We start from the raw sequence: 24,215 nt of genomic DNA on the forward strand, positions 1-24,215 counted from the left end.
GGCACGGCCAAGATTATGATTAAGGGCAGTATCGTAGCACTCGTCACCCCGATGTTCGAAGACGGCAGTCTTGACCGCGATTCGTTGCGCAAGCTGATCGACTGGCACGTCGCGGAAGGCACGGACGCGATCGTCATCGTGGGCACGACGGGCGAATCCGCGACCGTGTCGCCCGACGAGCATTGCGAGCTCGTCAAGCTGGCCGTCGATCACGTCGCCGGCCGCATCCCGGTCATCGCCGGTACCGGCGGCAACTCGACCGCGGAAGCGATCGCGCTGACCCGCCACGCAAAGGAATGCGGCGCCGACGCCTCGCTGCAGGTCGTGCCTTATTACAACCGTCCGACGCAAGAGGGCATGTACCGCCACTTCCGCGCCATCGCGGAGAGCGTGGACCTGCCGATCATCCTGTACAACGTGCCGGGCCGTACCGTGGCCGACATGGCCAACGAGACCGTCGCGCGCCTGGCGCCGATCGACAATATCGTCGGCATCAAGGACGCCACCGGCAATATCGGCCGCGGCATCGAGCTGCTCAAGATGGTCGACAAATCGTTCGCCGTCTATTCGGGCGACGATCCGAGCGCGATGACCCTGATGTTCTGCGGCGGCGCCGGCAATATCTCGGTGACGGCCAACGTCGCCCCGCGCGCGATGCACGAACTGTGCGTGGCCGCGATGGCCGGCGACGTCGCCCGTGCGGTCGAGATCAACAACCGCGTGCTCGGCCTGCACGCCAAGCTGTTCGTCGAACCGAACCCGGTGCCGGTGAAGTGGGCGCTGGCGGAGATGGGCAAGATGCCGGCCGGCCTGCGTCTGCCGCTCGCGCCATTGTCTGCCCAGTACCACGAGATCGTGCGCGCCGCCCTGGTGGAAGCCGGCGTTCATTCCTAATCCCGGACCCGCAAGGGTTCGGGTTCCTGACCTGATATCGAACGACATGACTAAAAGCAAGTACTCGGGATTCAACTCCGCGCGTTCCAATTTCTCGCCCCTGGTGTCCGCTCCTGCCGCCGCGCGCGTGCTGACGCTCACCGCGCTCGCTTTCAGCCTGGCGGCCTGCACCACCATCTTCGAGGGCGACAAGGTCGATTACAAGGGCGCCAAGAAGGCCGCGCCGCTGGACGTGCCGCCCGATCTGACCAAGCTGCAGCGCGATAACCGCTACGCCATCCCCGACGGCCGTGGTGTCGCCACCGCGTCCGGCCAGGCGGCGGCCGCGTCCGCCGGTGCCGGCGGCGGCTTCGTCCCCGGCGCCATGGCGACCAACCAGCAGATCGGCCCGATCTCGACCGACGCCGTCAGCGTGCAGCGCAACGGCGACCAGCGCTGGCTGGTGGTCAGGCAGACCCCGGAACAACTGTGGCCGCAGCTGCGCCAGTTCTGGGAAGAGCAGGGCTTCGCCATCGAGACCGAGTCGACCACCACCGGCACCATGGAAACCGCCTGGGTCGAGAACCGTTCGAAGATCCCGCAAGACTTCGTGCGCAACGCCATCGGCCGCGTGTTCGACCGCGCCTACTCGACCGGCGAGCGCGACAAGTTCCGCACCCGCCTCGAGCGCTTGCCGGACGGCTCGACCGAGATCTGGGTCAGCCACCGCGGCGCCGAGGAAGTCCTGACCGGCCCGCAGAACGAAACCACCACCTGGACCTCGCGCCCCAATGATCCCGGCCTGGAATCGCAATTCCTGGGCCGCATGGTCGCGATGCTGACCGGCACCAAGGAAGTGGCGACGGCCGAAGCGGCGGTCGTCAACGCGCCGGTGGCGCCGCAGCACGCCAGGCTGGTGGGCAACACGGTCGAGGTCGACGAAGGCTTCGACCGCGCCTGGCGCCGCGTCGGGCTGGCGCTGGACCGCGTCGGCTTCACCGTCGAAGACCGCGACCGCGTGCAGGGCGTCTACTTCGTCCGCTACGTCGATCCGGATGCGGCCGAGCAGAGGGACGGCTTCTTCAAGCGTCTGTTCTCGTGGGGCGGCAAGTCGGAAGACGAGCTCAAGGAAGCCCAGCGCTACCGCGTGCTGGTCCAGACCGAGCAGGGCGCCAACGTCAGCAAGGTCACGGTGCAGAACAACGAGGGCCAGGCGGATGCCTCCCCGACCGCGGTCAGGATCCTGAACCTGCTGCATACCGAGTTGAAGTAATCCTGACGCCGGTCACCGGCTTCAAACACGTCGTCCCCGCGCAGGAGGGGATCCAGGTTTTCATGCGGTTCGATACCGCATGCAGCACTTGGGTCCCCGCCTGCGCGGGGACGACTTTTTTGTGCTGACGGTAGAGTATGGGCAGGCGTTCGGCGCGCACTATCAAACGACAGACGTAAAAAAACCGGCCCGCAGGCCGGTTCTTATTACCGAAGTAACGAATTACTTGGTGGTAGCAGCAGCGTCAGCAGCCTGGTCAGCCGAGGTCTGAGCAGCAGCAGCAGCGTCGGTTGCGGTGTTGGCAGCGGCAGCAGCGTCAGCAGCGGCAGCGTCAGCAGCAGCTGGTGCGGTTGCGTCAGCAGCTGGGGTTGCGGTTGCGTCAACTGGTGCAACAGCAGCTGGGGTTTCGGTAGCAGCTGGTGCGACTGGAGCTTCTTCTTTCTTAGCGCAAGCAGCCAGGGTCACAGCGAACAGGGAGGCGATCAGCAGGGTTTTTTTCATGATTTTTCCTTAGAATGTACAGAGACGAACACTTGTTGCGATTAATAATTACCGGTAATTATTGCTCGGCGGAATTCTCGTGCCTTCACAAATAGCGTTAACGCCATAGACGCAACGGAACCTTCCTGATTGATATTATAGACAATTTTACTGTTTCGCAATAGCGAACACATGCCGTAGTGAAAGAAATTTGCGGATGAATAAGCTTCATATTGTTACAAGATGCAACGCGGCTGCCAATCATCACCATTTGTAACGATTTGACGTCTCCAGCCGACGGCTAGCCCTGTTCACAAGCCGATTCTGGACATTTGCAATATGAGATGTGACTCTTGCCAAATCGCTTCGAAGCGGTGCTGCGACAGTTCACAGGCGCCAGGATCATCGAAGGACGCTTCACCACGCATGTGGTCGCTATGAAAGCGGCGCACGATGTGCCGGTCGTCGCCGATGCAGAAGGAATCGGTGAGCTGGCGCAGGCCCGGCGGCGTTTGCCGGCACTCGCACTGGTGACCGTAGTCGCGCAGCAGACGCACGAAGCGTGGATCGTGGCGCTCGATGTGAGAGGGATCGTGCAGCGCCAGGCGCAACCGGCCGCCGCGGGCCAGAAAGGCCCGCAGCGCGGCATCGGTCGTGGTGCTGCCAAGTGTTAAGACCGCCGCATCCGGATCGAACACCGCCAGGGTCGCCCGGGCCGCCCCGACGCAGGCGTGAAACTGCGCCTCGCAGTCGCGGCGGGTGTCGAAGACAATCGTGCGTGGTGCGTTCATCGGCCGGGCGTTCCTCAGCCCAGCTCGACCCAGCCGTCCTGGTACCAGGTGTACAGGGCTTCGAGCACGTCGTCGGTGGCCTTGGCCAGCACTGCGCCAGCGATGCGGCGCTCGTTGGCCAGCACGTCCAGCACCGCCTTGTCGGCGCGCCCCACGGCGAACGACTCGCCGTTGATGAAGACGTGCTTGCCGCGGTACAGCATCAGGGTCTTGCTGGACAGCTTGATGCCGCGCTTGGCGGCGGTTTCCATGAAGCGCCCCACGGTCAGCGGTTTCGCAGGACCGCTGAAGAACACATTGTGCTTGGGTTCGGACATGTGTTCGCCCAGGAAGACGGTCACGTCTTCCTCGTCCCAGCGCACCTTGTTCAATTCTTCGGTGACGGTGTCCAGCATATCGCGCGGAATCTCGGCCGGGTTCTTGGCCGGCTTTAATTCTGGATCACTATAGCGGCCCGGCAAATCGATGGAATCGGCCATGAATTGCAGGAAGGCTTCGCCCAATTCCTGGAACGAAGGGGAGCGGAAACCGATCGAATACGTCATGCATTCGCCTTCGGCAATGCCGTCGTGGGCATAATGCGGCGGCAGGTACAGCATATCGCCCGGCTCGAGCACGAATTCTTCCTCGGGCTTGAAATTGGCCAGGATCTTGAGCGGCAAGCCTTCGACCAGGGTCAGGTCTTGCTGCGCACCGATTTTCCAGCGGCGCTTGCCGTGGGCCTGCAGCAGGAACACGTCATAGGAATCGTAGTGGGGACCGACGCCGGCGCCATCGGTGGCGAAGCTGATCATCAGGTCGTCCAGGCGGGCATCGGGCACGAAGCGGAACTGACGCAGCAGCTCGTCGGCGCGCTCGTCATAGAGATTGACGCCCTGGACCAGCATCGTCCAGTTCGGTTCGGTGCGCGAAGGGAGCTCGGTCAGGGGGCCGTGCTGCATGTCCCAGTTGCCGCCTTTCTGGGTGACGAGGCGCGATTCGACGTGATTCTGGCGCGCCATCTCGGCCAGTTTTTCGAATGTGAGCAGGGGTTTGAGGCCGGGGATCGCGCCACGGATCAGGAGCGGTTTCTTGTGCCAATAATCGCGTAGAAACTCGGCGGGGGTGATATTCCCGAGAAGCGGTAATTTTTTCATGCGTCATTATAACCAGCCGGGCAGCGTAGGGAACCCGGTCGCTGGACCCATCGGGGTATAATCCAAGGCTTACAAAGAAAGGATATGCGATGAAGATTGCCAAAGACACGGTCGTGACGGTTAACTACAAGCTGTCGGATGCCCAGAACAACCTGATCGAAGAAGGCGCGCAGCCGATGGTGTACCTGCACGGCGGCTACGAAAATACCCTGCCGAAAATCGAAGAAGAGCTCGACGGCAAGGAAGTCGGCTATGCGTCGACGATTCAGGTGGAACCGGACGACGCGTTTGGCGACTACGAGCCAGAGCTGGTCAAGGTCGAAGAGCGCGCGCGCCTGCCTGAGCCGATCGAAGTCGGGATGCAGTTCGAAGGCATGGCCGAGGGCGGCGACGACGAGCCGGTGATCTTCACCGTGACCGAGATCGCCGACGACAAGGTGGTCCTGGACGGCAACCACCCGTTGGCCGGCATGGCGCTGCGCTTCGAGCTGTCGGTGATCGACGTGCGCGCGGCCACCGCCGAGGAAATCCAGCACGGCCACGTGCATGGCGCGGGCGGCCATCATCATGAGATGGACGAGAGCGAACAGGGCGACCACTTCCGTAGCCAGCCGCTGCAGTAATTGCTTTGGTGGTGTACTGAGGGACTTGGATTCCCGCCTTCGCGGGAATGACGGTCTTTCGGCTGCTGGCAAATGGGAGTGCACGATTTCCACGCAACACTGCCACGTCGTTCCCGCCCAGGCGGGAACCTAAGCTCCTGCGCATACCCACCTACGAAACATCACTGCTTCGCGTCTTCGACCGCGAACGCCGCTTCTTTTCCGGGTTTCACATTCACCTCGACCGACGTCGATCCCACCGACAGCTGGCCCAGGTTGCCCTGCCATTCGATCTCGGGCTTCTTCCCATGCGGCTTGCCGCTGTCGACCAGCAGCACCTTGCCGTCGAACTTGACCGCGCGCGCCTGGATTTGGCGCCGTACCGCCTCGAAGCCGTCCTTCTCCACCGGATCGCGCCGCAGCAGGCCGCGCAGCCCCGCCGGCTGGTCCAGGTAAAACGGCCGCACCGCGCCCTCCGAAAACAGCACCAGCGCCTCGGCCTTGTCGCTGCGCGCGATCGCGAACAGGCGGTTCAGCCAGAAGCGGTTGGCGACCGACCGGTCTTCGTACTCGCTGTTGCGGCCGGCCGCCGGCAGGTAGTGGTTGTTGCCGGCCGGGAGATTGATGGTGGCGTACAGTACCTTGCCGACCATCCAGTGCGCATTCTCGGCATAGCTGCGAAAACGCGGGCTGGCCGACAGCTGGGTCAGGTGGATTTTCTCGCGGCCCAGCGACTCGGGCTCGCCGTGGAACAGCTCGCGCAGCCGGTTGAGGCGCTCGATCGCATTGGTGCGGCTGGCCGAGTTGCGGCAGGCCGTCCAGTCGCTGCCGGCCAGCGACACGATGGTCGGCCGCCGGGCGCGCTCGATGATGTCGCGCCGCTCCTGGTATAGCCGGTCGCCGCAGCTTTCCTTCTCGCCCTTGATGCCATTGATGACGACGAAGGCCAATGATTTTTCGGACGAATCGGCCAGCGCCCGCTTCAGGCGCGCCTCGCCGTCCGCGTCGCCTTTGCCGCCTGCGCCATTGCCGATCACCGCGAACCGGTGCGCGCCCTCGTCCGCCTTGTCCGCCTTGTCCATCGCGCCGGCGAGCGCCGTGAAGGACAGCAGCGCGGCCAGCAGGAATGATCGGCGCCGTGCTTGCATCAGGCGGCGAGGCGTTTGAGCTCGTAGAGACGTTCGAGCGCTTCGCGCGGGCTCAAGGCATCCGGGTCGATCGCATCGAGCGCGTCGCGCAGGCCGTCGTCGCGCGGCGCCGTGGCCGGCGTCTGCGCCGGCGCCTCGCCGATCTCTTCCTCGGCGACCGGCGCCGCGAACAGGTCGAGCTGCGGCGTTGCATCCAGCGCCTGCGCTTCGAGGCGCGCCAGGTGCTTGCGCGCGGCCTTGATCACCTGCTGCGGCACGCCCGCCAGCTGCGCCACCTGCAGGCCGTAGCTCTGCGAGGCGGGGCCGTCCTGCACCGCGTGCAGGAACACGATGCTGTCCTTGTGCTCGACCGCCGACAGGTGCACGTTGGCCGCGCTCGGATGGGAGTCGGGCAGCTGGGTCAGCTCGAAGTAGTGGGTGGCGAACAGCGTGAAGCTGCGGCTGGCGTCGATCAGGTGGCGCGCGATCGCCCAGGCCAGCGCCAGGCCATCGAAAGTCGAGGTGCCGCGGCCGACTTCGTCCATCAGCACCAGCGAGTGCTCGGTGGCGCCGTTCAGGATCGCGGCCGATTCGGTCATCTCGACCATGAAGGTCGAACGGCCGTTGGCCAGGTCGTCGCTGGCGCCGATGCGGGTGAAGATGCGGTCGATCGGACCGATCGTGGCGCTGGCGGCGGGCACGTAGCTGCCGACGTAGGCCAGCAGGGTGATCAGGGCCACCTGGCGCATGAAGGTCGACTTACCGCCCATGTTGGGGCCGGTGATGAGCAGCAGGCGCCTGTCGTTGGACAGCTTGCAGTCGTTGGCGATGAAGCGCTCGATCTGGTTTTCCACCACCGGATGGCGGCCTTCGACGATGGTGAGGCATGGCGCGTCGCTCAGGACCGGCGCGCACCAGTTGTGGCGCAGCGCGTGGCTGGACAGGGCCACCAGCACGTCGACCTGCGCCAGCGCGCGCGCGATGGTCTGCAGCACGCCGATGTGCGGCGCCAGGTCGGCAAGCAGCTGGTCGTACAGGATTTTTTCGCGCGCCAGCGCGCGGTCTTGCGCCGACAGGGCCTTGTCTTCGAAGGCCTTCAGCTCGGGCGTGATGTAGCGCTCGCAGTTCTTGAGGGTCTGGCGGCGGCGGTAGTCGTCCGGCACCTTGTCGGTCTGGCCGTTGGTGACTTCGATGTAGAAACCGTGCACCTTGTTGTATTCGACCCGCAGGTTGGCGATGCCGGTGCGGGCGCGCTCGCGCGTTTCGAGGTCGACCAGGAACTGGCCGGCATTCTCGGACAGCGCGCGCAGTTCGTCCAGCTCGGCGTCGAAGCCGCGCGCGAACACGCCGCCGTCGCGCACCATCGCCGCCGGTTCTTCCATCACGGCGCGCGTGAGCAGGTCCACGCACGCGCCGGGCGTGGCCAGGTCGTCGTGGATCTCGCGCAGCAGGGACGTGTCGCCCGGAATGAAGCAGCGCGCCACCTGCTCGCGCACCACAGGTAACGCGGTCAAGCCATCCCGCAGGGCCGCCAGGTCGCGCGGCCGCGCGGTGAGCAGCGCCACGCGCGTGGTGATGCGCTCGATGTCCGGTACCTGGGCCAGGGTCGACGACAGCGCATCATTGGCCTCGGCCTGGATCAGCGCGGCGATCGACTGGTGGCGGCTGCGCGCGACCGACTGGTCGCGGCGCGCATGGTGCAGCCAGTGGCGCAGCAGGCGCGAGCCCATCGCGGTGCGGCAGCCGTCCAGCAGCGAGAACAGGGTGGGCGACTCCTGGCCGCGGATGGTCTCGGTGAGTTCCAGGTTGCGGCGGGTGGCGGCGTCCAGGCCGATGTATTCGTTTTCAAGTTCGCAGGCCAGGCCGCGCACGTGCTGCAGACCGCGGCCTTGCGTCGACCGCGCATAGCGCAGCAGCGCGCCGGCGGCGCCGAACGCGGCGCCCAGGCCGTCGGCGCCGAAGCCGGTGAGGGTGGCCACGCCCAGTTGCTCGAGCAGGGCGCCGTGGCCCTTGAGCACGTCGAAATGCCATTCGGGGACGCGCTGGGTGTGAACATTGGTGCTGTCGCTTTCGAACATGTCGGCGCAATCGGCGCGCAGGATCTCGGCCGGCGCGATGCGTTCGAGTTCGTGCGTCAGGCGCTGTTCGACGGCGCGCGCATCGCCCGAGAATTCCATCAGGCGCAGATTGCCGCTGGCGAGCGACAGCCAGGCGAGACCCGCGGTGACGGTCTTGCGTTGACTGATGAGGCACAGCGCCAGCAGCGGACGTTCGGCCTTTTCGGGCAGCAGGTCGGAATCGGTGAGGGTGCCGGGCGTGACCACGCGCACCACCTTGCGCTCGACCGGGCCTTTCGACAGGGCCGGGTCGCCGATCTGCTCGCAGATGGCGCAGGATTCGCCCAGCTTGACCAGCTTGGCCAGGTAGCCGTCCAGCGAGTGGAAGGGCACACCGGCCATCTTGATCGGCTGGTCGCCCGACCTGCCGCGCGCGGTGAGGGTGATGCCGAGCACGCGCGAGGCTTTTTCGGCGTCTTCGAAGAACAGCTCGTAGAAGTCGCCCATGCGGTAGAACACCAGCATGGTGGGGTAGTCGGCCTTGATGCTCATGTACTGCTGCATCATGGGCGTTAGCTGACTTTTCAAAACTGCGCTCATCGTTGCCAGTTCCTGTTGTAGCTAATGCTCATATATTTCAACGACTTGCGCAAAATTCGATTCCTTAGTTTGCCCCAATTTGCCCTTGTTTGCCCTGTTGTTCCCCGCATTTGAAGGGTGCGGAAAGGGAACTAAAGTCAGTTCAATTTGGATATAATAAAACTCAGTCCCCCGCTGGCCATATCTTTTCGTAAGTCTCTGAAATAATAGGGGAAATTTCCAGTTTCACGGTCCCCTTGGCGGCCAGCGAGAACGAGGACAGAATTATACGTGAATCTTTTTGCTCAGTCCCCGTTGCCGGGCGACTGCTTTCTTCGAGGAACGGGATGAAAACGGAATTGACGATGGCCCTCATCAAGCGGCTGAGACTGGACTCCAAGCCAGTGGGCGTCGACGCGAAAGGGGACTTGGTGTTCGGGCCAAACCCTTCCGGCAAAGACTACATCATCTACGACGCGAGCCAGGAGGCGCCGCCAGGATTTGGCGTGCGCGTCGCGAAGAAGAAGACGTTCGTCATCCGCCGCAAAGTTCACGGCAAGTCCTTCATGCCGACCGTCGGCAACGTCGCTGATTTCTTGGCCGACACCAAAAGCGCGCTGTCGAATGCACGCGCCAAGGCTGCCAAAATGGCTCTGGAAATCGTCGAGACCAGGGCCAATCCGAACGAGACCGCGCGCAAGCGCTCCGCGGCGGAGCTGACACTTGGCGAGGCCTTTGAAAAATACCGGCATCACCTCGCTACTCGAACGCAGAGGCCAGCGACCAAGGAGACGCTGCGCGTCGCCGACCGCGCCGCTCGCAAATTCGACAGCTGGAAGTGGATGGCCAAGCGCATCAAGGACCTAACGCCCGAAGAGATCCAGCAGCGTTTTGAGCAGAGCAAGTCGGCCCACCCCACCGCCAACGAGCAAGCATTCCGATGGGGGATGGCGGCAGTGCGCTGGTCCATGGGCATGGAAGAGCTGGATGCCGCTTCTGCTGGCCGAGAGCCGCTGCTGCGCGCCAATCCGTTCATGGTCCTGACGCTCAACAAGATGTTCCGCTCGCGCGAGCAAGTCGAGCGCGACCGCGAGGAAAAGGGCAAGCGCAATCCGTTGACGCCCTCCAAAACCATTGGACAGTTTCTTGAAGTCGCGTGGGCGAAGCGTGCTGTGAATGATAACGAGACCGGCGTGCATTATCTGATGCTGATGTTGCTGTGGGGATGTCGCAAATCTGAGCATGCGCCATGCCGGTGGGGCGAGCTGCTCTCGCGCGACGAGCGCCGCGTGGCCAGCCATGTGGTTTTGGACGGCGGCGACGACTATGGCGCGCATGTCTTCTTCGCTCGCACGAAGAACGGCCGCAATCATCGCTTGCCGTTGGGGCCAATGGCGACTGAGCTGCTGCGCCGCCGCCAGGCGTCAGCGGCGGAGGAAAGCGCGCGTCGCGGCTTTGACGCCAAGTCGCGCGGCTTCGTCTTCCCTGCGCGCAGCAAACAGTCCAAGAGCGGGCACTATTCAGACGCGACCACACTGCTAGACGCGCTGCGCGATGAGGCCGGAATCGAGAAGCTGACCCGGCACGATTTGCGCCGCTCTTTCGGCGCGATGATGACAACGCTAGACGTGCCCGAAGGCGTGCGAAAGCGGTTCTTCAATCACAGCGACGCCAGCGTTACGGACACCTACACCCGCGCTGAATGGGCAATGTTGAGGGAGTGGATGACGCGCATTGAGCAGGAGATTTTGGCGAAGGCGCCAAACGTCTACAACGCGCTCAAACCGGTAGACTGGCCGATGCTCGCAGCGCCGGAGCCTCACGTAAGTCGAGCCGCGAAAGCGCGTTCTGGCCGGCCTCGTAAAACGAGTCCCATCGCCGAGGAAAGCGACTTGGGACACGTTGTGTGACCCGTGACACTTGATCAGTGAGCCATCAGCGGCCTTCCGGCACCGTGGGAGGCTCGGTGTCGTGGAAGCAAAGCCAAGATTGCGCGAAGTCCACGACTTCAAGGCTCTCGTTTTTGATCCGCTCAAAGCCGCTAAGGACGAAGCGTCCGCCGTTCCACCAGAGCAGGTGTGGATCGTAGAGCTCATCCCCTGCGCGGTTGAAATCACGGTAGGTGAATCTGGCGACCTTCGCCATGCGATGCAGGCCTTGACTCGTCGTGTCGAGAACTTCGAGAGATCCGGCGCGCGCGATGTTGAATCGGTCGTGCAGCGAACGCTTGGGCACCTCAACACCGCGCGCCCGCAGCTTGAGCATTTTGATGGACATGATTGTCGGACTGATACTGTATAAATATACAGTATATATGATGAAGCCTGCGTGCAATGCGGGCGTGCCGGAACGATAAGGCATTCAGGGTCGACGACACGCCATGCTAGAGTTGAAATAATTCGTCCTCCTATCTCGACATGCCAAAACTGATCGATCCAAATGAACCACTGGCGCAGCTTGACGTCTTGGCCCGCCTACATGCGCTGCCCGACGCAGTGGCGTTGACCACGAGTGAAGCGGCGGTGTTTCTGCGCAGCTCAGTGAGCGCTCTTGAAGCCATGCGAACCACCGGAACTGGTCCGACTTACATCCAGGCTGGCGTCAAAGGTTCGCGAGGAGCGAATCAGAAATGCCTCTACGAGAAGGCCGACCTTTTGGCGTGGCAGCGGGCGAACAAGATTAGCTCGACCGTTGAAGCCGCGGTCCGCAAGGGGCAGCTATTCACGACACTGGGCGACTTGGGGCAGCCCGAGGCCTTTTGGGTCGACGCGCATGGCCAAGTCGTCGGAATGGTGGAGGCCGCCTCGGTCTCGACGGTCATCGAACGTCTTGGCGTGTTCAACATCGAGTGGATGCGCCCCGCTGACGCGGCGGGCCGGGCGTGGGGCAACATCGCGGAGCATCGCGCGTTCGGCGGCGGCCTCATTAACATCTTGCAGCAAGAGCTCAACAAAATCGCGGCCGGCTTCGATGCGAGCGAAATTGCCTCAGCTGTCGGCGCGCCTAACGTGGCGCCACAAACAGCCTGATAAGGGCTGGCAGTCCACAGTTCAGAGACGGGCCATTGGAGCATCTCCCAGTTGCCAGAGAGATGGAAGTCCAAGCGCCATTGGATTCAAGCGACGCTATTCTCACCGCCGTGCGGATGCTGAGAGGGGGATCAAAATCATCCATACGTGCCAGTGACTGCGCAGACCAGTAACGGTGGCAAATTTGGCCAAGGCTAGGAAGCATACCCTTGGACGCCCGGTGCTGTTTGGGCAATCGGATCTTGTAGTCGGCGCTCCCAAACGCGTTGATACCCTGATCTAGATCAATACGCGATCTTACGGCTTTTGGTAACATATGGTTACATATATACAACACGCGTAAAATATTTAAAAGATAACAAACTCAAGAGCAAATTTCTCCTTGTAAGATGATTCGTATCCGCGCAACGCGGAGCGGGGCTGCGTGCATGTTGCTCATGCGATCACCAGCAGCGGCCAAGCCAAATCAAAACGAGGGGAAAAAATGCGCCTGAGATTGAAATTCGTTGGGGCAGCTGTCGCGTTTGTAGCTTGCGCCGTCTCGCCCGCACATGGTTCGGATGGCTTCTGGAGACGCTCATATCAGCCCGACCAGCCGATTCACAAAATCGATGAAGCCATCGAGCGGTTCAATAAGTTTGATAGAGCTGCTGAAGGACAAGGTAGGCCAGCAGACATTGCCGATTACCTCCGCTCCGGCATCATTCTGTCAAACTTGGCTTGCGAGCATTGGTTGGACACGCTGGGTAGGGCTGACCGCGACGCCGGCTTCGCCAAGGATGTGCTCAACATTGTCGGCAACTTGATCTTGGGGATTTCTGGAATCAATGGGGCCAACCCAAGTTCGCTCGCGCGGGGTTCATTGGCGATTGCGGCTGGCAATGCCTCCATCGATTCCTTCAAAAACGAGGTGATCCTCGGCACAATATCCGACATCGAAGCAAAGCTCAACGAGGGGCGCAAGATTACCGCCGCTACCATCAGGAGCTACATTCCAAGGACTACAAACTATGACGATGCCAAAGGACAGCTGCTCGCCTACCATCGCGATTGTTCGCCTCATGCAGTCAAGAATCTGTTGAAAACGAGCTTGGCTGCGGTCAAATATCAGCCCGCGGACACGACGCTCGCTGGGGAGATCGCAAAGGCTCAAGCGGACGTGCTGGCATCGAAGCTGTCGGTGGATATCTACGGCGAAAAGGCGCAGCGCCTAAATGACGACGAGCTCTATCAGCTATATCTGGGGAAAATCGTCCAACTTGGGGATTCCACGTTCATCGAATCAATGATTTCGCCGAACTCGAAAAAGCTGTTTGAAGATTTTTCAGTTAAGGACGAGCCGCGACGGAAGGAGATGCTTCAAGACATTGCGATCCTCCGAAATTTTGGCGACCGTTACAAAGCGGACAAGCTGGCTGCCCAGCGCACAGCGGATCGAGAGCAACAGGAAATCGCCGCGCAAAAAGAAGCAGCGGCCAAGGCCGTCGTCCAAAGCGTGGTGAGCGCGCAAAAGGCGCTGCCTGCGGTCGAGGCGGCGAGGGTCGCTAACACGCCCGAGCTCAAAGATTTTTTCGCTCGGCCCACTACGCAAGCTTTGACTCCCGCTTTGGTTGAGCAACTTTCAGCCAATGCGTCCGCCAGCGCTGCGCGCGGCAACAAGCCTGCGAAAAACCTCGAAGAGCTCACCAAGAACCTTGAAACGAAACAGGCTCAGGAGGTCAGGGCCAACGAGGTTGTCGCCGAGATCGCCGCGGCGCCTGAGCCCAAAGCGACAGCGCCGGAGGCAGCCCAAACGTTGATTGCCCCGGTGTCGGTCAACGCAGTGCTCGTCCCGACAGGCCAAACCAAATAAAGACATTGCACTTGGAAGCATATAGCGTGCGTTGTCGCGCAGATTCAAGCGATCAATGTCGACATGTGCGAAGATTGCGCGCGCCAGACGCGAGACGAATCGCGACGGCCGATCCGCAGTTTTGGATATCAGCAAAGGTGGGCGCCGCGAATATGTCGCGGCGCTTTTTTTGTGATCTGCGCCGCCGTTTTCGCGGAGCGCCCGCCCGGTTGGGCAGAAAGTTCGCATGGAGCCGTTCGCGTATCACACTGTCGTCCATGCCCTGGAAGCGAGGCGCGGTTGGACCGAGGACCGCCGCTTCGCAGTCGCCGTTCACCATGCCATCCACGGCCACCTAGCCTATTCCCGCTATCACGCGGCCGGCCGGCAGCGGGCTCGCGAAGGCATTGGAGAAGAGGGCGTCGCGCGGCTGGTCGACGACTTTCTGGAAACCGACGTCAACCCAGCGATTTCGTTCATCTCCGGGCTGCGTCATCCCGCCAGCGCATTGATGGCTTATAACGCCTACAACGCCGCCGCCAACCTGGGCGTGCGCACCAGCGTCACGCTAGCCAATCCCTCCCTTCGGGGCGTGGGCAGCTTGGCGGCGAGCCGCGCGATGGTAGCCGACAGCGACGACCCCCAGCCCTGCAGGACGGCAACCCTCAGCGTCATGGGCTCGGTTCTCGAGCATGTGCAAAGCGAGGGGCAGCGGATGTATCGCCCGACGTCGCTGTCGCGCTTGGCGGAGTTCCTTGGCCGCGGCCATGGCGTGGCGGCCGACGTCTCGCGCGCCATCGAAGACGACTGGCTCGCTCCCGTGGCGGATCTCCCTCGCAAACTCGGATGCCAAAAGCGCACGATGGAGCGGCGCCTGAAAGAAGTCGGCCTCACCGCGCAGTCGCTTCGGCAAGCCGACCGCATGCTGCGGGCCACCGCGGGCCTGTTCTCGGGCGATAGCGCGACCGCGATCGCGCTCGACTGCGGCTTCTCGGACTTGGCGCACATGAGCCGATCGTTTCGAACCGCGTGTGGCATGACGCCGTCGATGCTCATCGCCATCGCGCGCCATGACGAAAAGCTCAGCGTCTCCCCGTCCCGATTGCCATACCGGAGGCCGCAAGAATCTCTGCATGCTGAAAGAGAGATCTAGCGCGTTCTAGCCTGGATCGCGGCGGCGCGGTCGCCAAACGCCACAGCGCATTGAAGCGCGATCTTTTGAAGATCTGTCGCGCCAATTCAATTCTTTTCCGTCAACTTTCGATAACGTCTCGATCATGCGTCGAGATGGGCGGGCGCGCGCGCACTTACGGGCGGCGGCCTTTTGATCCCGAAGGCTTCGAGCGCAAGAACTCCGTCAGGCGCTCGACGTTTTCGAGCGCGAACGCGCGGTCTGCCGGCGCCAAGCCATCAAGAAGCTGAGCGATGGCGGCGGCCTGATCATCTTGGCGGGAGCTTGATCCGAGAAGGAGTTGGTCGGAGCGGCAACCGAACATGTCCGCGAGGACGACTAAGCGCTCTGCGGTGATCGAGCCGATGCCACGCTCCAAGCGCGACACCGCCTCGGGGCCGATGCCCAAGCGTTCGGCGACATCTTCTTGGGTAAGTCCGGCGTTTTGTCGAGCGTTGGAAATGGCCAAGCCGATCGTTTTGCGAATGCCCAGGACGTTGCTGGACGGGGCGTCGCTGGGCTGGGTGTGAATTGAATGTTGCATGAAGCCTCCTCGACTTCAATGGTCGAGTGTCGACGCTGCGCTTTGAAGGACTTTAAAAGTTGACTGTCAACCAAATTAGTTTAATATTCGTTTTCACTTCACCGATTCGCGCGTCTGCGAGCGGAGCGTCCCAAAGGCGGGCGCGTCAGATATCCAAACCACACAACTAAGGAGAAGAAATGGATGCATCCATGGTCTGCGTTCGCGCAGCTTTTATCGCCGCAACCGCGATCGCTTTGGCGGCCTGCAGTGGCGGACCGAGCGAGTCGGATGTGCGCGACGCGATGATCAAACAAGCCGAAGCCAGTGGCGTCAGGATGGTCGCGCCGGATTACAAAGAGACGATCGCCAAGGTCAAGCTCGTCGGTTGCGAGAAAGCCGAGCGTGGAGGCTTCGATTGCGACGTCTCGACTGCCCAAGGCGCCGTGGCGAATGCTCGCTTCGTGAAAACCGACGCCGGCTGGTCAGTCGCCAACTGAACAGGACCGACCGTCGATCGGCCAAGACATGACATCAGTCTACGCCGGTCGACGGCCACATGGAGAAGAGCATATGGCTTTGTTGCTTCGAGTTGTCTGGGGATGCCTGATCACGGCGGTGTCGTTGAGCGCCGTCGGCGAGGTCTTTTTGGGCCTGTTTGGAAACGTCCTGGTGTCGAGAGTGGTCTTTATCGCCGCGGTGGGATTCGGTCCAATTTTATTTCCGCTGGGGAGCTTGAAGCTCCTATGCTTTTTCTGGGGATTCCTCGGGTCCTTTTATCTGCTTGGACGCTATCCCCCAGCGGGGGGGATGGCTTATCTTCTCGCAGCCTGGGGACCGCTGATCGCAGTCGCAGCCGCAGACGGATGGAGTCGGGGCCGTCGCGACATGGGGTTTAGCAAGGGAGAGTCGGTGCTGCGCGACACAAGCGGCCGCATGGCGGACTGGACGTTCACGGCGGATGGTTTGGAGATCGCGGTGGATTTGACCGCTGGCGAATTGCGGGTTCGCGCCAGACGCGCGCACTGGTCCGACGCCTCCTCGAGCTTCAACGAGGGGCCAGTGACTCTGATCCGCCCCTTGCTGGAATGTTCCGTGGCGTTCAGCAAAGTCGTGAAAACAGAACATCGCGGCACGCTGGTCAACGTCTACGGCAGGACCTACAGCGGAGAATCCATTTCCATGCCAGTGCCCCAGCCGGGGCATTCGATCGAATACGCAACCGGCGAAATGCGCGTCGTCATCGACCATCGCTCGACCGAGTGGAGGGTCGCGCAAGACTACGTGTTGAGATGGGGCGATGGCTCTCTGCGCTATCACGGTCGCGTTGAGCGAACGCCTGGCGCGCGCAATATCTCGGTGGAGCTTGGCCCCCTTCCCAAGGATGTCTCTGCCAAGTTGCTGGCGCAATGGGAGAGCTCGGCAACGCCGAAGATCGCTGCGCTTGAAGCCGTTTTCAAATCCAGCTTGCTCGCCAAAGCCGAGACCGTCTCCGTCGACAAATTTTTGCTCGACGAGAAGGCGAGAGCTGGCGTTTAGGGGCGAAGCGGCCGGTGGCGCTCCGTCGCTAGCGGGTCACGGTCGAGGCAGCGGCTTGGATCGGGCGTGGCGTCTTGCATGGGCATCTGCCGTTTGATCCGCGGCCGAAAGGTGGGGAGGCAAGCCCGGGCCATCGGCGAAGCGCTGCAACGCAGCCCACAGAGCCTCAGGGCCGTGTAGTCGGCATGCCTGCGACGCGGGGCGACGCGATGGCTAGCGGTTGTTCATACGTTTTTTTGATATACACCTGACGCACCTTTCCGCGGTGCGGGCGCGGTGCGCGATTGGACTCGCGCTGGTTAACCATGATGTCAAGGTGTATGATTGATAACGTTTTTAGTCATCGTAGTGCCTTGAGATATCAGGGCTTGAACGCATGTTGTGCTTGCCAAGGAAGATCAGCCGCCTCGCCCTTCATCTGGCGATCGGGAAGCACAGGTTGACAACAGGTAGGAAGTGAGGGATCATGGCTGGAAAGGGGAAAAAGTCACTGTCGGTGTCCAAGTTAGAGCGCTATGCGCCTGATGACGTTCAAATCAAAGGCAAGTTGGGCGGAGGGGTCCTCAAAGAATTGGTTGTCAGAAAATTGCCGTCGAGAGAAGTTGTCCACTACGCGCTGGCATACATCAACCCCGTCATTCACGCTGGCGACAATGGAAGGGTCTTGGGGTATGACAACAGCCACGGTCACTCGCATAAACACTATTTCGGCACGATCACTCCTGAGGAGTTCACGAGCTATGAAGAACTCTACAAGAAATTTCAGGAAGAATGGATGAACGTCGCCATGCGGCATGTGAATGGAGGAAAATTACCATGAGCGAGAAAACTACGCGAGATGACTTTTCAAGCGAGAAAATTACGCGAGATGACTTTTTAAATGATCCCGAACTCCAAGACCTGACACGGAAAGGGATAGAGGTGGCGAAGGCGCTGGACGCCAGCGCGCCCAGCTTGCCCTATGCCGTCACTTTCAATAGCGTGGAATTCGCGACTTTCATTTCTGAATTGACGCCAAAGCGTTTTGAGCTCTTGCGCTTGGCGTTCAAGAAGACGCACTCAATCTCGGAACTGGCCAATGCCGTCAGTCGAGAGCATAGCGCCGTGTCCAAAGATATTGGGCGATTGAAAAAGCTGGGTTTGGTCAAAGTTGAGGAAGTGAGCAACGCTGGGCATGGACGAAAGAAAATCGTGATCCCAGTTGCCGAGGCGATATCAATCAACGCTAGTTTGATTGGCTAAAACTTAGCCCTTTCAAGGGAGCGGCTTGCACAGACCAATGTCGTCGCCCACTACGTTTGCGTTTGCTTCTTTGATCAGAATCAAAGACCGACTTATTCGACATTGGAACTCCGTAGAGTTGGCGTGCCTGTTTGCTGTGCGGCGCGGGCGCGGTGCCCAGCCTATTAGGCTGGAGTAGTCGCCTTCGGCGGCGCAGCCGCGCTTCCCGCGTTTGCTTTGCACTGGCGCGCCATATCCAGCGCGTCGTGGAACGGCCTGACCAATGTGCCGTTCAATTCGGCATGCTGCTGCATGACTGATTGCTTGTCCGCCTCGGACAGCGCGTCATTGAATTCCAACCAGGAGAGCAGATGGGGCGTGGTTTGGGTAAGATTGTGGCCCGCTTCTCGGGACAGTTTGGCTGCTTTACGGTCATCGGTGATAACAGCCTGATAGAGCCTCATGGCCAGCGCGATCGAGGATAGCTCCCCCTTGCCAAGCTTTTTGCGCTCTTCCAACGCGCTCACCATGCGAAGGTCATCAAGTGTGCAAGCGTGGCTAGGGAATCCTCCCGCCGCCTGCTCTCGTTCGAGACGAGCGCGCAGCTCAACGTCGCAAGCTTTGCGCTGAGACCGAGGTTTGACCAAAAGCTCATACTGCACGACGCCGGTGACGCAAAAAGAGCAGCCAGCTTTCTTGGCGGCCAAGTGCAAAGTTTCCGATGACAGGATGTTCCAAACCGCGCACGTGTCGGCGACGTTCACGCGGTGAAAATTGGATGGATCAATGGCCATTCAACGATCTTCCATAAAGCGCCGCGACTTCTTGAAGCTCGCCATGGCTGAGGAGCAGGGCCTCGGCCAACCGTCCCGCGCTGATCAATCCATTCCGATGGGCGTCGAAGCACAGCGCGACATAGTGATCCGATAGCCCCAAGTCAAGCAGCGTGGACTTTTGCCGACGCTGCGTTTCGCTCAATGACGCTGGGATCTCAGGATCGACTTTGTCGGCCGCCGCGACCCGAAGGTCGCGAATGCGACGGCTCTGCTGGTTGTCCACGATTCGGGCTCTTTGCGCCGCCACACCGAGCGCGTCGCAGCTTACCTTGAAATGGTTGGCCCACCGCTTGATCTCGTCATCGCTCAATGCGGACAATTTGGGAAGCTGTCGAAGAAGATGAGTAGGCATGAGGTATTCGGAAGCGAAGGCGTTTGCATGCCGCTCCAGTGGATTAGATCCTTCCGAGCGCAAGGAGACGCGCGCGACAGTGCCGGCGTCGAACAGCGCATGGGCTAACTCGTGAGCCGCGCTAAATCGTTGACGATACATGTCCTCGCTGGAGTTCACCAACACGCACTTTCCAGCCACCGGATGGACAATGAACAGGCCAGAAATGTTGGAGTCGCCTAGGCGCCTACGGAAAACATGAATGCCGAGTCGCCGGCAGTCGCCAAACACGTCATAAGGGAGCTCTTGTCCCCGGTGGCCAAGGTGGGCGCGCACGGCGGCGACGCCTTCGGCGGCGGAGCGTTTGACGTGGGTGGCAGGGGGGAGCTCGAATGGCTTGGGGAGCCTACCAAGCTCATTGGCCAACTCATGCTCAGTTTCGCACAAGTAGAGAAAGTCGCAGATAGCGCGGCGATCGTCTTTGTTGAAGTCCTCATTCTTGGCGCGATACAGAGCTTGCGCCGGCGGAGAACCCGCTGCTGCGTCGTTGGAGAGAAAGACTTTGTAGTCGCACCGAAAGTAGTCGCTCAGGATGAGAATCTCATCGCCGGTAGGCTCGCACTTGCCCGCCTCGATGGCCGCGATCCGCTCGCCAGCGACTCCCGTAGCGATGGCGACTTCGTCGACGGTATCGCTGAGCTGCTGGCGATATGCGGCGACCTTGCTACCTAAGATTGCGAGATTCAGGCTCATACCGAGCAATTTTAGATATTAAAGTGTCAATGGTCAATTTTGAGTTGAAACTGATGTCTCTTTTTTAGAACGGGACATGCCGCATTCTTCGCGCGGATATCGCGCAGCCGCGCGACATAAAATTCTCGATCGTTATTCCAGTGTGAACGTCGCAAGAACCTCGCCCACCTTCGCGCCGTCATGGATTGCTCGCGCCGAAATGGCCCAGCCCTCGCGAGATCGGCTGCAAACGAGAATGAGAACTTCGCCCATTTCGATTTGCGAAATTGGCGCATGGTTTGGAGCCGGCCCGACGTAAACCGTGGTGGGCGAGGGCTGAGGCTGCTTCGAGCCGCCGGAGTCGTCCACCCGTTGAATCTCAAATTCCCACATGGCGGCCTTTGAGGCCAAGCCAGCCGACCTTTTGGCGATCCACCTGGCTTTGGCGAGCACCCATGCGCGCCATGGCTCAGCTTGGCGATCGAGCCAAGATTTTAGGGGCATCGGAGCGTCCAGCTCAATGGCCGGGACGCCGTCGCGCAACATGGCAGCCGAAGAGATGGCCGACCGAAGCTCCGCGCAGTCGGCGGCTACGCCCGCGAGCTGCGCCCGGATGCTGGCCCAGTCTTCCGAAGCGCTGGCGAAAACTTGGGTCGCGTTCCGGAGTTCGTCGACCAGGGGCGGCACGTCGCGCTCCGGCGAACATCTGGTCTCGTCGTCTGGCTCGAGAATGCTGGCGACGATGGCCCGCTCAATCGCTAGATCCAAAGCCCCGGTCGGCGACAGATTTTCTTCGCCGTGGTCGAACAAGGCGCGCAGCTTCCGCTTGCGTTCGACCGTCAGGCGCAACGTCACAGCCTCGCGCGCCCACGCTGCTTCGATGTCCGCCAGCCACGAGGCGGAATCGACCGCGGGCGCATAAGGGGCCATGGCTGCCGCGCGCGTTGACGGGACAGGCGCCACACTCGGATTGCTTCGTTTCTGTTTCATGACATGTCCTTAAACACTTCAAAAGGCGAGTTGGGCTTCGACGTTTCTGATCTCGAACACATCGCGAGCCAAAACCAGGGTCAAGATTGCTTACCGCTCAGGCTCCGCCTCGTGATCGCGTGCAGCACTGGCTGAAAGCGCTGCCAAAAAGCGCGCGGCAGCGTGGGGCGTGACATTGGCCGCTGGAATGCGCGAAGACGCGCTGTTTTCGGCTTGCGCGGCCCAATCCAATGCGGTCCCCTTGCCGCGGCTCTTGGACATGCCAAAAGCGAGCTTTTCAAGCAAGGCAGAGCGATCCCCCACGCCGGGGGCTGGCGCCGGCGTCTGATGGGAGTCGATGTCGATCGGAGCGAGCGCGCCGCGGTTGACGTAGAGCGTCGTCGAAAATCGCGATCGGCTGGCGGCGACATAGGTCCACTCGCGGTCGGCCATCGACGGGTTGACGAGGACATATGCGGCATCGAACGTGCGGCCCTGGCTCTTGTGGTTGGTCAAGCAGTATCCGTGGTCGAATCGGCCAAACGAGGGCGGGACCATGGCGATGGTTTCGCCGCGCTCGTTGGCGTCGTCGAGCTGGACGCGCAGCAGTGGGGTGTATGCGGCTTGTTCGATCGCCAGGATCGTGCCGGCGACACCGTTGGCCACGCCCAGATTCTTGTCGTTCTTGGTGAACACCACGCGGTCGCCCGGCGCGAAGCGCTTGAACTCTCGCGTCTCGTCGCGGTGCATGATCTCGATATCCAAGCCCACGCCGTCGCGGACGTGGCCGGCGGATATTAGCAGCGCGCGGGCCATCGCGTTGAGCTCGCGGACCTCCGCGCGCGTGCCGGCGATCATGGTTTTCGACGGCAGCGCCGCCTTGTCGGCAGCCCAGTCGGATATCAGCGCGTCGACCGTGGCCCAGTGGCCGGATATCAGCTTCAAGCGGCCACGCTCGTCGAGCGCCGACAGCGCGTCTTTGGCCTCGCCAGTGGCGAACGCGCGCACCACGTCGCGCAGCCAACGGTGGTCGTAGCGCTCGCGCCACCTGGCAAACGCCCTGGCCAGCTTGGGCAGGATGGAGCAAAGCGACTCCAAGGCTCCAAGCTTGGCATCCTCGGGCAAGGTCCGCAGCGCGGCGGCGGCTCGCTTGGTCAGATCTCCGCGCAAGCGCAGCCAATCGAGCAGGGGCGCAAAGTCGGTGCGCTGGCGTTGGATGTTCGATATCTCGATCTTGCCGTGGCGCTCGCACAGCGCTCGAAAGATGCCGCCGGCGGCGATCGGTTGGAGCTGTTTGGCGTCGCCGACGGCGACCAGTTTGCCGCCGGCATTGAGCACGGCCCGCTGCAGCAGATAGAAATCCTTCGAGCCGACCATTCCGGCCTCGTCGAGCACCATGATCGTCTTGTCGCTCAGCTTCGCTTTGCCTTGGTTCACGGCGTGCAGGAGGCTTGCGATGGTGCGCGAGCGGATGCCGGTCTCGCGCGCGAGGTTCTGGCTGGCGGCCGCGGACTGGCAGCATCCCAGGACGTCGAAGCCGGAGGTTTTATACGAGTCGCCAAGGGCTTTGAGCATGGTCGTCTTGCCCGTGCCGGCCCAGCCCTCGACGAAGGCGTGACGGCCCGTCTCGCAAGCCACATGCAGCGCCGCGGCGCGCTGCTGGACAAGCGAAGCCGGAGCGCCGATCTTGGCGGATATCTCCGCTTCGAGCCGGTCGAATTCGAGATCGATTGCGGCGCGGCTCAAACGGTGCGCAGCGTCTCCGGCCCATCGCTCGACGGCCTCCGAGCACTCGGTCTCCGCGGCGAGGGTGGCGGTGGAGGTGAAGACCTCCGCGAGCTGCTCGGTGCGCCCCAGCTGAACCACGAGGGGCGAAGCCAAGAAGTTGTCCAGTTCAGCGACGCATTGCGCCGCGTCCCAGTGGCCCATGGCCATCTCGCAGATGAGGGCCAGCGCGTCCGACGAGGTCGCGCACGACTGCGACTCCATGAGGCGGTCCATCAAGTCACGGTGGTCGATTTGGAAGGGCTCTCGCGCGTCGCTTTGCGCCTTACTTTGGCCCTCGGTTGCACTGGCTGGATAAGCGTCGCGCGACGACCCAGACGAACCGCTGGCAAGGCTGGGCAAGTCGGAGCCAAGGCCAGGCGAGGGCAGCGGCATTCTCATCGCCGCGACGCTTTGCGGCGTCAGCCCGATGGCGGCCGCCTGTTCGGAGAAGCTGGCCAGAAGTTCCGGCAGGGGCGGCTCCGCTTTCGCTCGGCGGGTGTTGAGGGCGGCGACTTCTCGCGCGGCGGCGCCGTCGACGCCCAGCATGCCGCCCTCGCGGACATATTCGGCGATTTGCTTTGAGCGCGACGACAGCGCGTCGCGCTGCGCTTGATCGATGCCGCGCAAGGTGAAGTATTTGCCCTCAGCCTCGACCTCAAAGCCCAGCGATTTCATGCGGCTGGCAAGCTCCGTCCGGAACAGAATGCCGACGCTCATCTTGCGCTCGAACTGGGCCCGCTGCTCCAACGCGCTCCATTCATCTTGGCCTTCACGTTTGCCCAGGTTGAAGAGAAACCCGTGGACATGGAGCTGCGGTTCACCCGCGCGGCTGGCAAAGTGCGGATAGCAAGCGGCCACGGTGGCCTTGGCGAAACGCTTCTCGGCGCCGGCGCGCCCATGGCGGGTGACGCATTGCGTCTCGACGTGGGACAAGGCGGTCTTGGCGGCTTGCATGACCGCGTCCGCGACGGCGTCGCGGGTGGCGGAGTCGGCGCCGGCGAAGACGGCCGAGACGTCTTTCGGCGCGGAAAACGTCATATCCAATCCCATCACATGATCGGCTCCCGCTCCCTTGACCAGCGCTTCGCCAGTGAGGGGATGAAATCCTTGGGCAAGACGCTCCACTTGCTCGGGCAGGGCGGCGCCGGAAAGGCCCAGCAGCGAAGCGCCGGAGCAGGCCCAAGTGGGCTGGGGGCCAGCTTGCTTGGCGTCGCCGCGGGCATAGTCGTCGAAGTCGCCGCGTTGTTTCGTGGACGTCGATGGCCCGCCCAGGTAATGCAGATATCCGCCAGCGTCGCCGCGCTTGGCTTGATTGGAGGCGGAGTTAATCTTCGTGATCGACAGCATG

Annotated in this window: 22 protein-coding genes; 11 read left to right on the forward strand and 11 right to left on the reverse strand. The window is 61.9% G+C overall.

The features are described from left to right. Window positions 1-15 precede the first annotated feature (15 nt). A complete protein-coding gene (gene dapA, locus ABIB38_RS11070) occupies window positions 16-894 on the forward strand; it encodes a 4-hydroxy-tetrahydrodipicolinate synthase (protein WP_429203817.1) in 879 nt (292 codons plus the stop codon). Window positions 895-940: 46 nt separating this feature from the next. Further along, the gene (bamC, locus tag ABIB38_RS11075; protein WP_429203818.1) at window positions 941-2,146 is read left to right on the forward strand and encodes an outer membrane protein assembly factor BamC; all 1,206 of its coding nucleotides are present in this window, start codon (window positions 941-943) and stop codon (window positions 2,144-2,146) included. Window positions 2,147-2,368: 222 nt separating this feature from the next. On the opposite strand, the gene ABIB38_RS11080 is transcribed toward bamC, so the two are convergent. From ABIB38_RS11080 to ABIB38_RS11090, 3 genes are all read right to left on the reverse strand, one after another. Next, window positions 2,369-2,647: a hypothetical protein gene (locus ABIB38_RS11080; RefSeq protein WP_429203819.1), complete on the reverse strand. Its 279-nt coding sequence runs from the start codon at window positions 2,645-2,647 to the stop codon at window positions 2,369-2,371. Between the two features lie 290 nt (window positions 2,648-2,937). Then, window positions 2,938-3,417, reverse strand: coding sequence for a hypothetical protein (locus ABIB38_RS11085; RefSeq protein ID WP_429203820.1), 480 nt, complete (start codon window positions 3,415-3,417; stop codon window positions 2,938-2,940). 14 nt (window positions 3,418-3,431) lie between these two features. Next, window positions 3,432-4,553: a JmjC domain-containing protein gene (locus tag ABIB38_RS11090; protein WP_429203821.1), complete on the reverse strand. Its 1,122-nt coding sequence runs from the start codon at window positions 4,551-4,553 to the stop codon at window positions 3,432-3,434. An 89-nt stretch (window positions 4,554-4,642) separates the two neighbouring features. Here ABIB38_RS11090 and ABIB38_RS11095 point away from each other — a divergent pair, with 89 nt between their 5' ends. Further along, on the forward strand, window positions 4,643-5,176 hold the full coding sequence (locus ABIB38_RS11095) for an FKBP-type peptidyl-prolyl cis-trans isomerase (protein ID WP_429203822.1): 534 nt from the start codon (window positions 4,643-4,645) through the stop codon (window positions 5,174-5,176). A gap of 161 nt (window positions 5,177-5,337) precedes the next feature. On the opposite strand, the gene ABIB38_RS11100 is transcribed toward ABIB38_RS11095, so the two are convergent. Beyond that, window positions 5,338-6,303: a hypothetical protein gene (locus tag ABIB38_RS11100; RefSeq protein WP_429203823.1), complete on the reverse strand. Its 966-nt coding sequence runs from the start codon at window positions 6,301-6,303 to the stop codon at window positions 5,338-5,340. Beyond that, window positions 6,303-8,891 (reverse strand): DNA mismatch repair protein MutS, encoded by a 2,589-nt coding sequence (gene mutS, locus ABIB38_RS11105; protein WP_429203824.1) that lies wholly within the window; start codon window positions 8,889-8,891, stop codon window positions 6,303-6,305. The genes ABIB38_RS11100 and mutS overlap by 1 nt, the downstream gene beginning before the upstream one ends. A 374-nt stretch (window positions 8,892-9,265) precedes the next feature. Between mutS and ABIB38_RS11110 the strand changes: the two genes are divergently transcribed. Beyond that, complete coding sequence (locus ABIB38_RS11110) at window positions 9,266-10,828, forward strand: tyrosine-type recombinase/integrase (RefSeq protein WP_429203825.1); 1,563 nt, start codon at window positions 9,266-9,268, stop codon at window positions 10,826-10,828. A gap of 25 nt (window positions 10,829-10,853) precedes the next feature. Here the strand turns inward: ABIB38_RS11110 and ABIB38_RS11115 are convergent, their stop codons facing one another. Continuing rightward, the gene (locus tag ABIB38_RS11115; RefSeq protein ID WP_429203826.1) at window positions 10,854-11,195 is read right to left on the reverse strand and encodes a hypothetical protein; all 342 of its coding nucleotides are present in this window, start codon (window positions 11,193-11,195) and stop codon (window positions 10,854-10,856) included. A 140-nt stretch (window positions 11,196-11,335) separates the two neighbouring features. Between ABIB38_RS11115 and ABIB38_RS11120 the strand changes: the two genes are divergently transcribed. The 3 genes from ABIB38_RS11120 to ABIB38_RS11130 all read left to right on the forward strand — a co-directional run bounded on the left by ABIB38_RS11120 (window position 11,336) and on the right by ABIB38_RS11130 (window position 14,931). After that, window positions 11,336-11,947, forward strand: coding sequence for a hypothetical protein (locus tag ABIB38_RS11120; protein WP_429203827.1), 612 nt, complete (start codon window positions 11,336-11,338; stop codon window positions 11,945-11,947). A 424-nt stretch (window positions 11,948-12,371) separates the two neighbouring features. Then, a complete protein-coding gene (locus tag ABIB38_RS11125) occupies window positions 12,372-13,799 on the forward strand; it encodes a hypothetical protein (protein ID WP_429203828.1) in 1,428 nt (475 codons plus the stop codon). Window positions 13,800-14,025: 226 nt separating this feature from the next. Continuing rightward, entirely contained in the window at window positions 14,026-14,931 is a 906-nt protein-coding gene (locus tag ABIB38_RS11130) for a helix-turn-helix domain-containing protein (protein WP_429203829.1), read from the forward strand. A 154-nt stretch (window positions 14,932-15,085) separates the two neighbouring features. On the opposite strand, the gene ABIB38_RS11135 is transcribed toward ABIB38_RS11130, so the two are convergent. Further along, entirely contained in the window at window positions 15,086-15,493 is a 408-nt protein-coding gene (locus tag ABIB38_RS11135; protein WP_429203830.1) for a helix-turn-helix domain-containing protein, read from the reverse strand. A 179-nt stretch (window positions 15,494-15,672) separates the two neighbouring features. On the opposite strand from ABIB38_RS11135, the gene ABIB38_RS11140 reads away from it, so the two are divergent. The 4 genes from ABIB38_RS11140 (at window position 15,673) to ABIB38_RS11155 (ending at window position 18,253) form a co-directional block, all read left to right on the forward strand. Next, entirely contained in the window at window positions 15,673-15,972 is a 300-nt protein-coding gene (locus tag ABIB38_RS11140; protein WP_429203831.1) for a hypothetical protein, read from the forward strand. Between the two features lie 73 nt (window positions 15,973-16,045). After that, window positions 16,046-17,011, forward strand: a complete 966-nt coding sequence (locus ABIB38_RS11145) for a hypothetical protein (RefSeq protein WP_429203832.1) — start codon at window positions 16,046-16,048, stop codon at window positions 17,009-17,011. A 466-nt stretch (window positions 17,012-17,477) separates the two neighbouring features. Continuing rightward, the gene (locus tag ABIB38_RS11150) at window positions 17,478-17,831 is read left to right on the forward strand and encodes a toxin-antitoxin system TumE family protein (protein WP_429203834.1); all 354 of its coding nucleotides are present in this window, start codon (window positions 17,478-17,480) and stop codon (window positions 17,829-17,831) included. After that, window positions 17,828-18,253 carry a hypothetical protein gene (locus tag ABIB38_RS11155; RefSeq protein WP_429203836.1) on the forward strand — a complete coding sequence of 142 codons (426 nt, stop codon included), beginning with the start codon at window positions 17,828-17,830 and terminating at the stop codon, window positions 18,251-18,253. Before ABIB38_RS11150 ends, ABIB38_RS11155 begins: the two co-directional genes overlap by 4 nt. 164 nt (window positions 18,254-18,417) lie before the next feature. Here ABIB38_RS11155 and ABIB38_RS11160 read toward each other — a convergent pair whose 3' ends face one another. The 4 genes from ABIB38_RS11160 to mobF all read right to left on the reverse strand — a co-directional run bounded on the left by ABIB38_RS11160 (window position 18,418) and on the right by mobF (window position 24,214). After that, on the reverse strand, window positions 18,418-19,026 hold the full coding sequence (locus ABIB38_RS11160) for a hypothetical protein (RefSeq protein WP_429203838.1): 609 nt from the start codon (window positions 19,024-19,026) through the stop codon (window positions 18,418-18,420). After that, entirely contained in the window at window positions 19,016-20,152 is a 1,137-nt protein-coding gene (locus ABIB38_RS11165; protein ID WP_429203840.1) for a helix-turn-helix domain-containing protein, read from the reverse strand. The genes ABIB38_RS11160 and ABIB38_RS11165 overlap by 11 nt, the downstream gene beginning before the upstream one ends. Before the next feature lie 132 nt (window positions 20,153-20,284). After that, complete coding sequence (locus tag ABIB38_RS11170) at window positions 20,285-21,121, reverse strand: hypothetical protein (RefSeq protein ID WP_429203842.1); 837 nt, start codon at window positions 21,119-21,121, stop codon at window positions 20,285-20,287. 90 nt (window positions 21,122-21,211) lie between these two features. Beyond that, complete coding sequence (gene mobF / locus ABIB38_RS11175) at window positions 21,212-24,214, reverse strand: MobF family relaxase (RefSeq protein ID WP_429203844.1); 3,003 nt, start codon at window positions 24,212-24,214, stop codon at window positions 21,212-21,214. Window position 24,215: the final 1 nt, after the last annotated feature.

The sequence above is a fragment of the Massilia sp. UYP11 genome, from assembly GCF_050434805.1.
Lineage (GTDB): Bacteria > Pseudomonadota > Gammaproteobacteria > Burkholderiales > Burkholderiaceae_D > Telluria.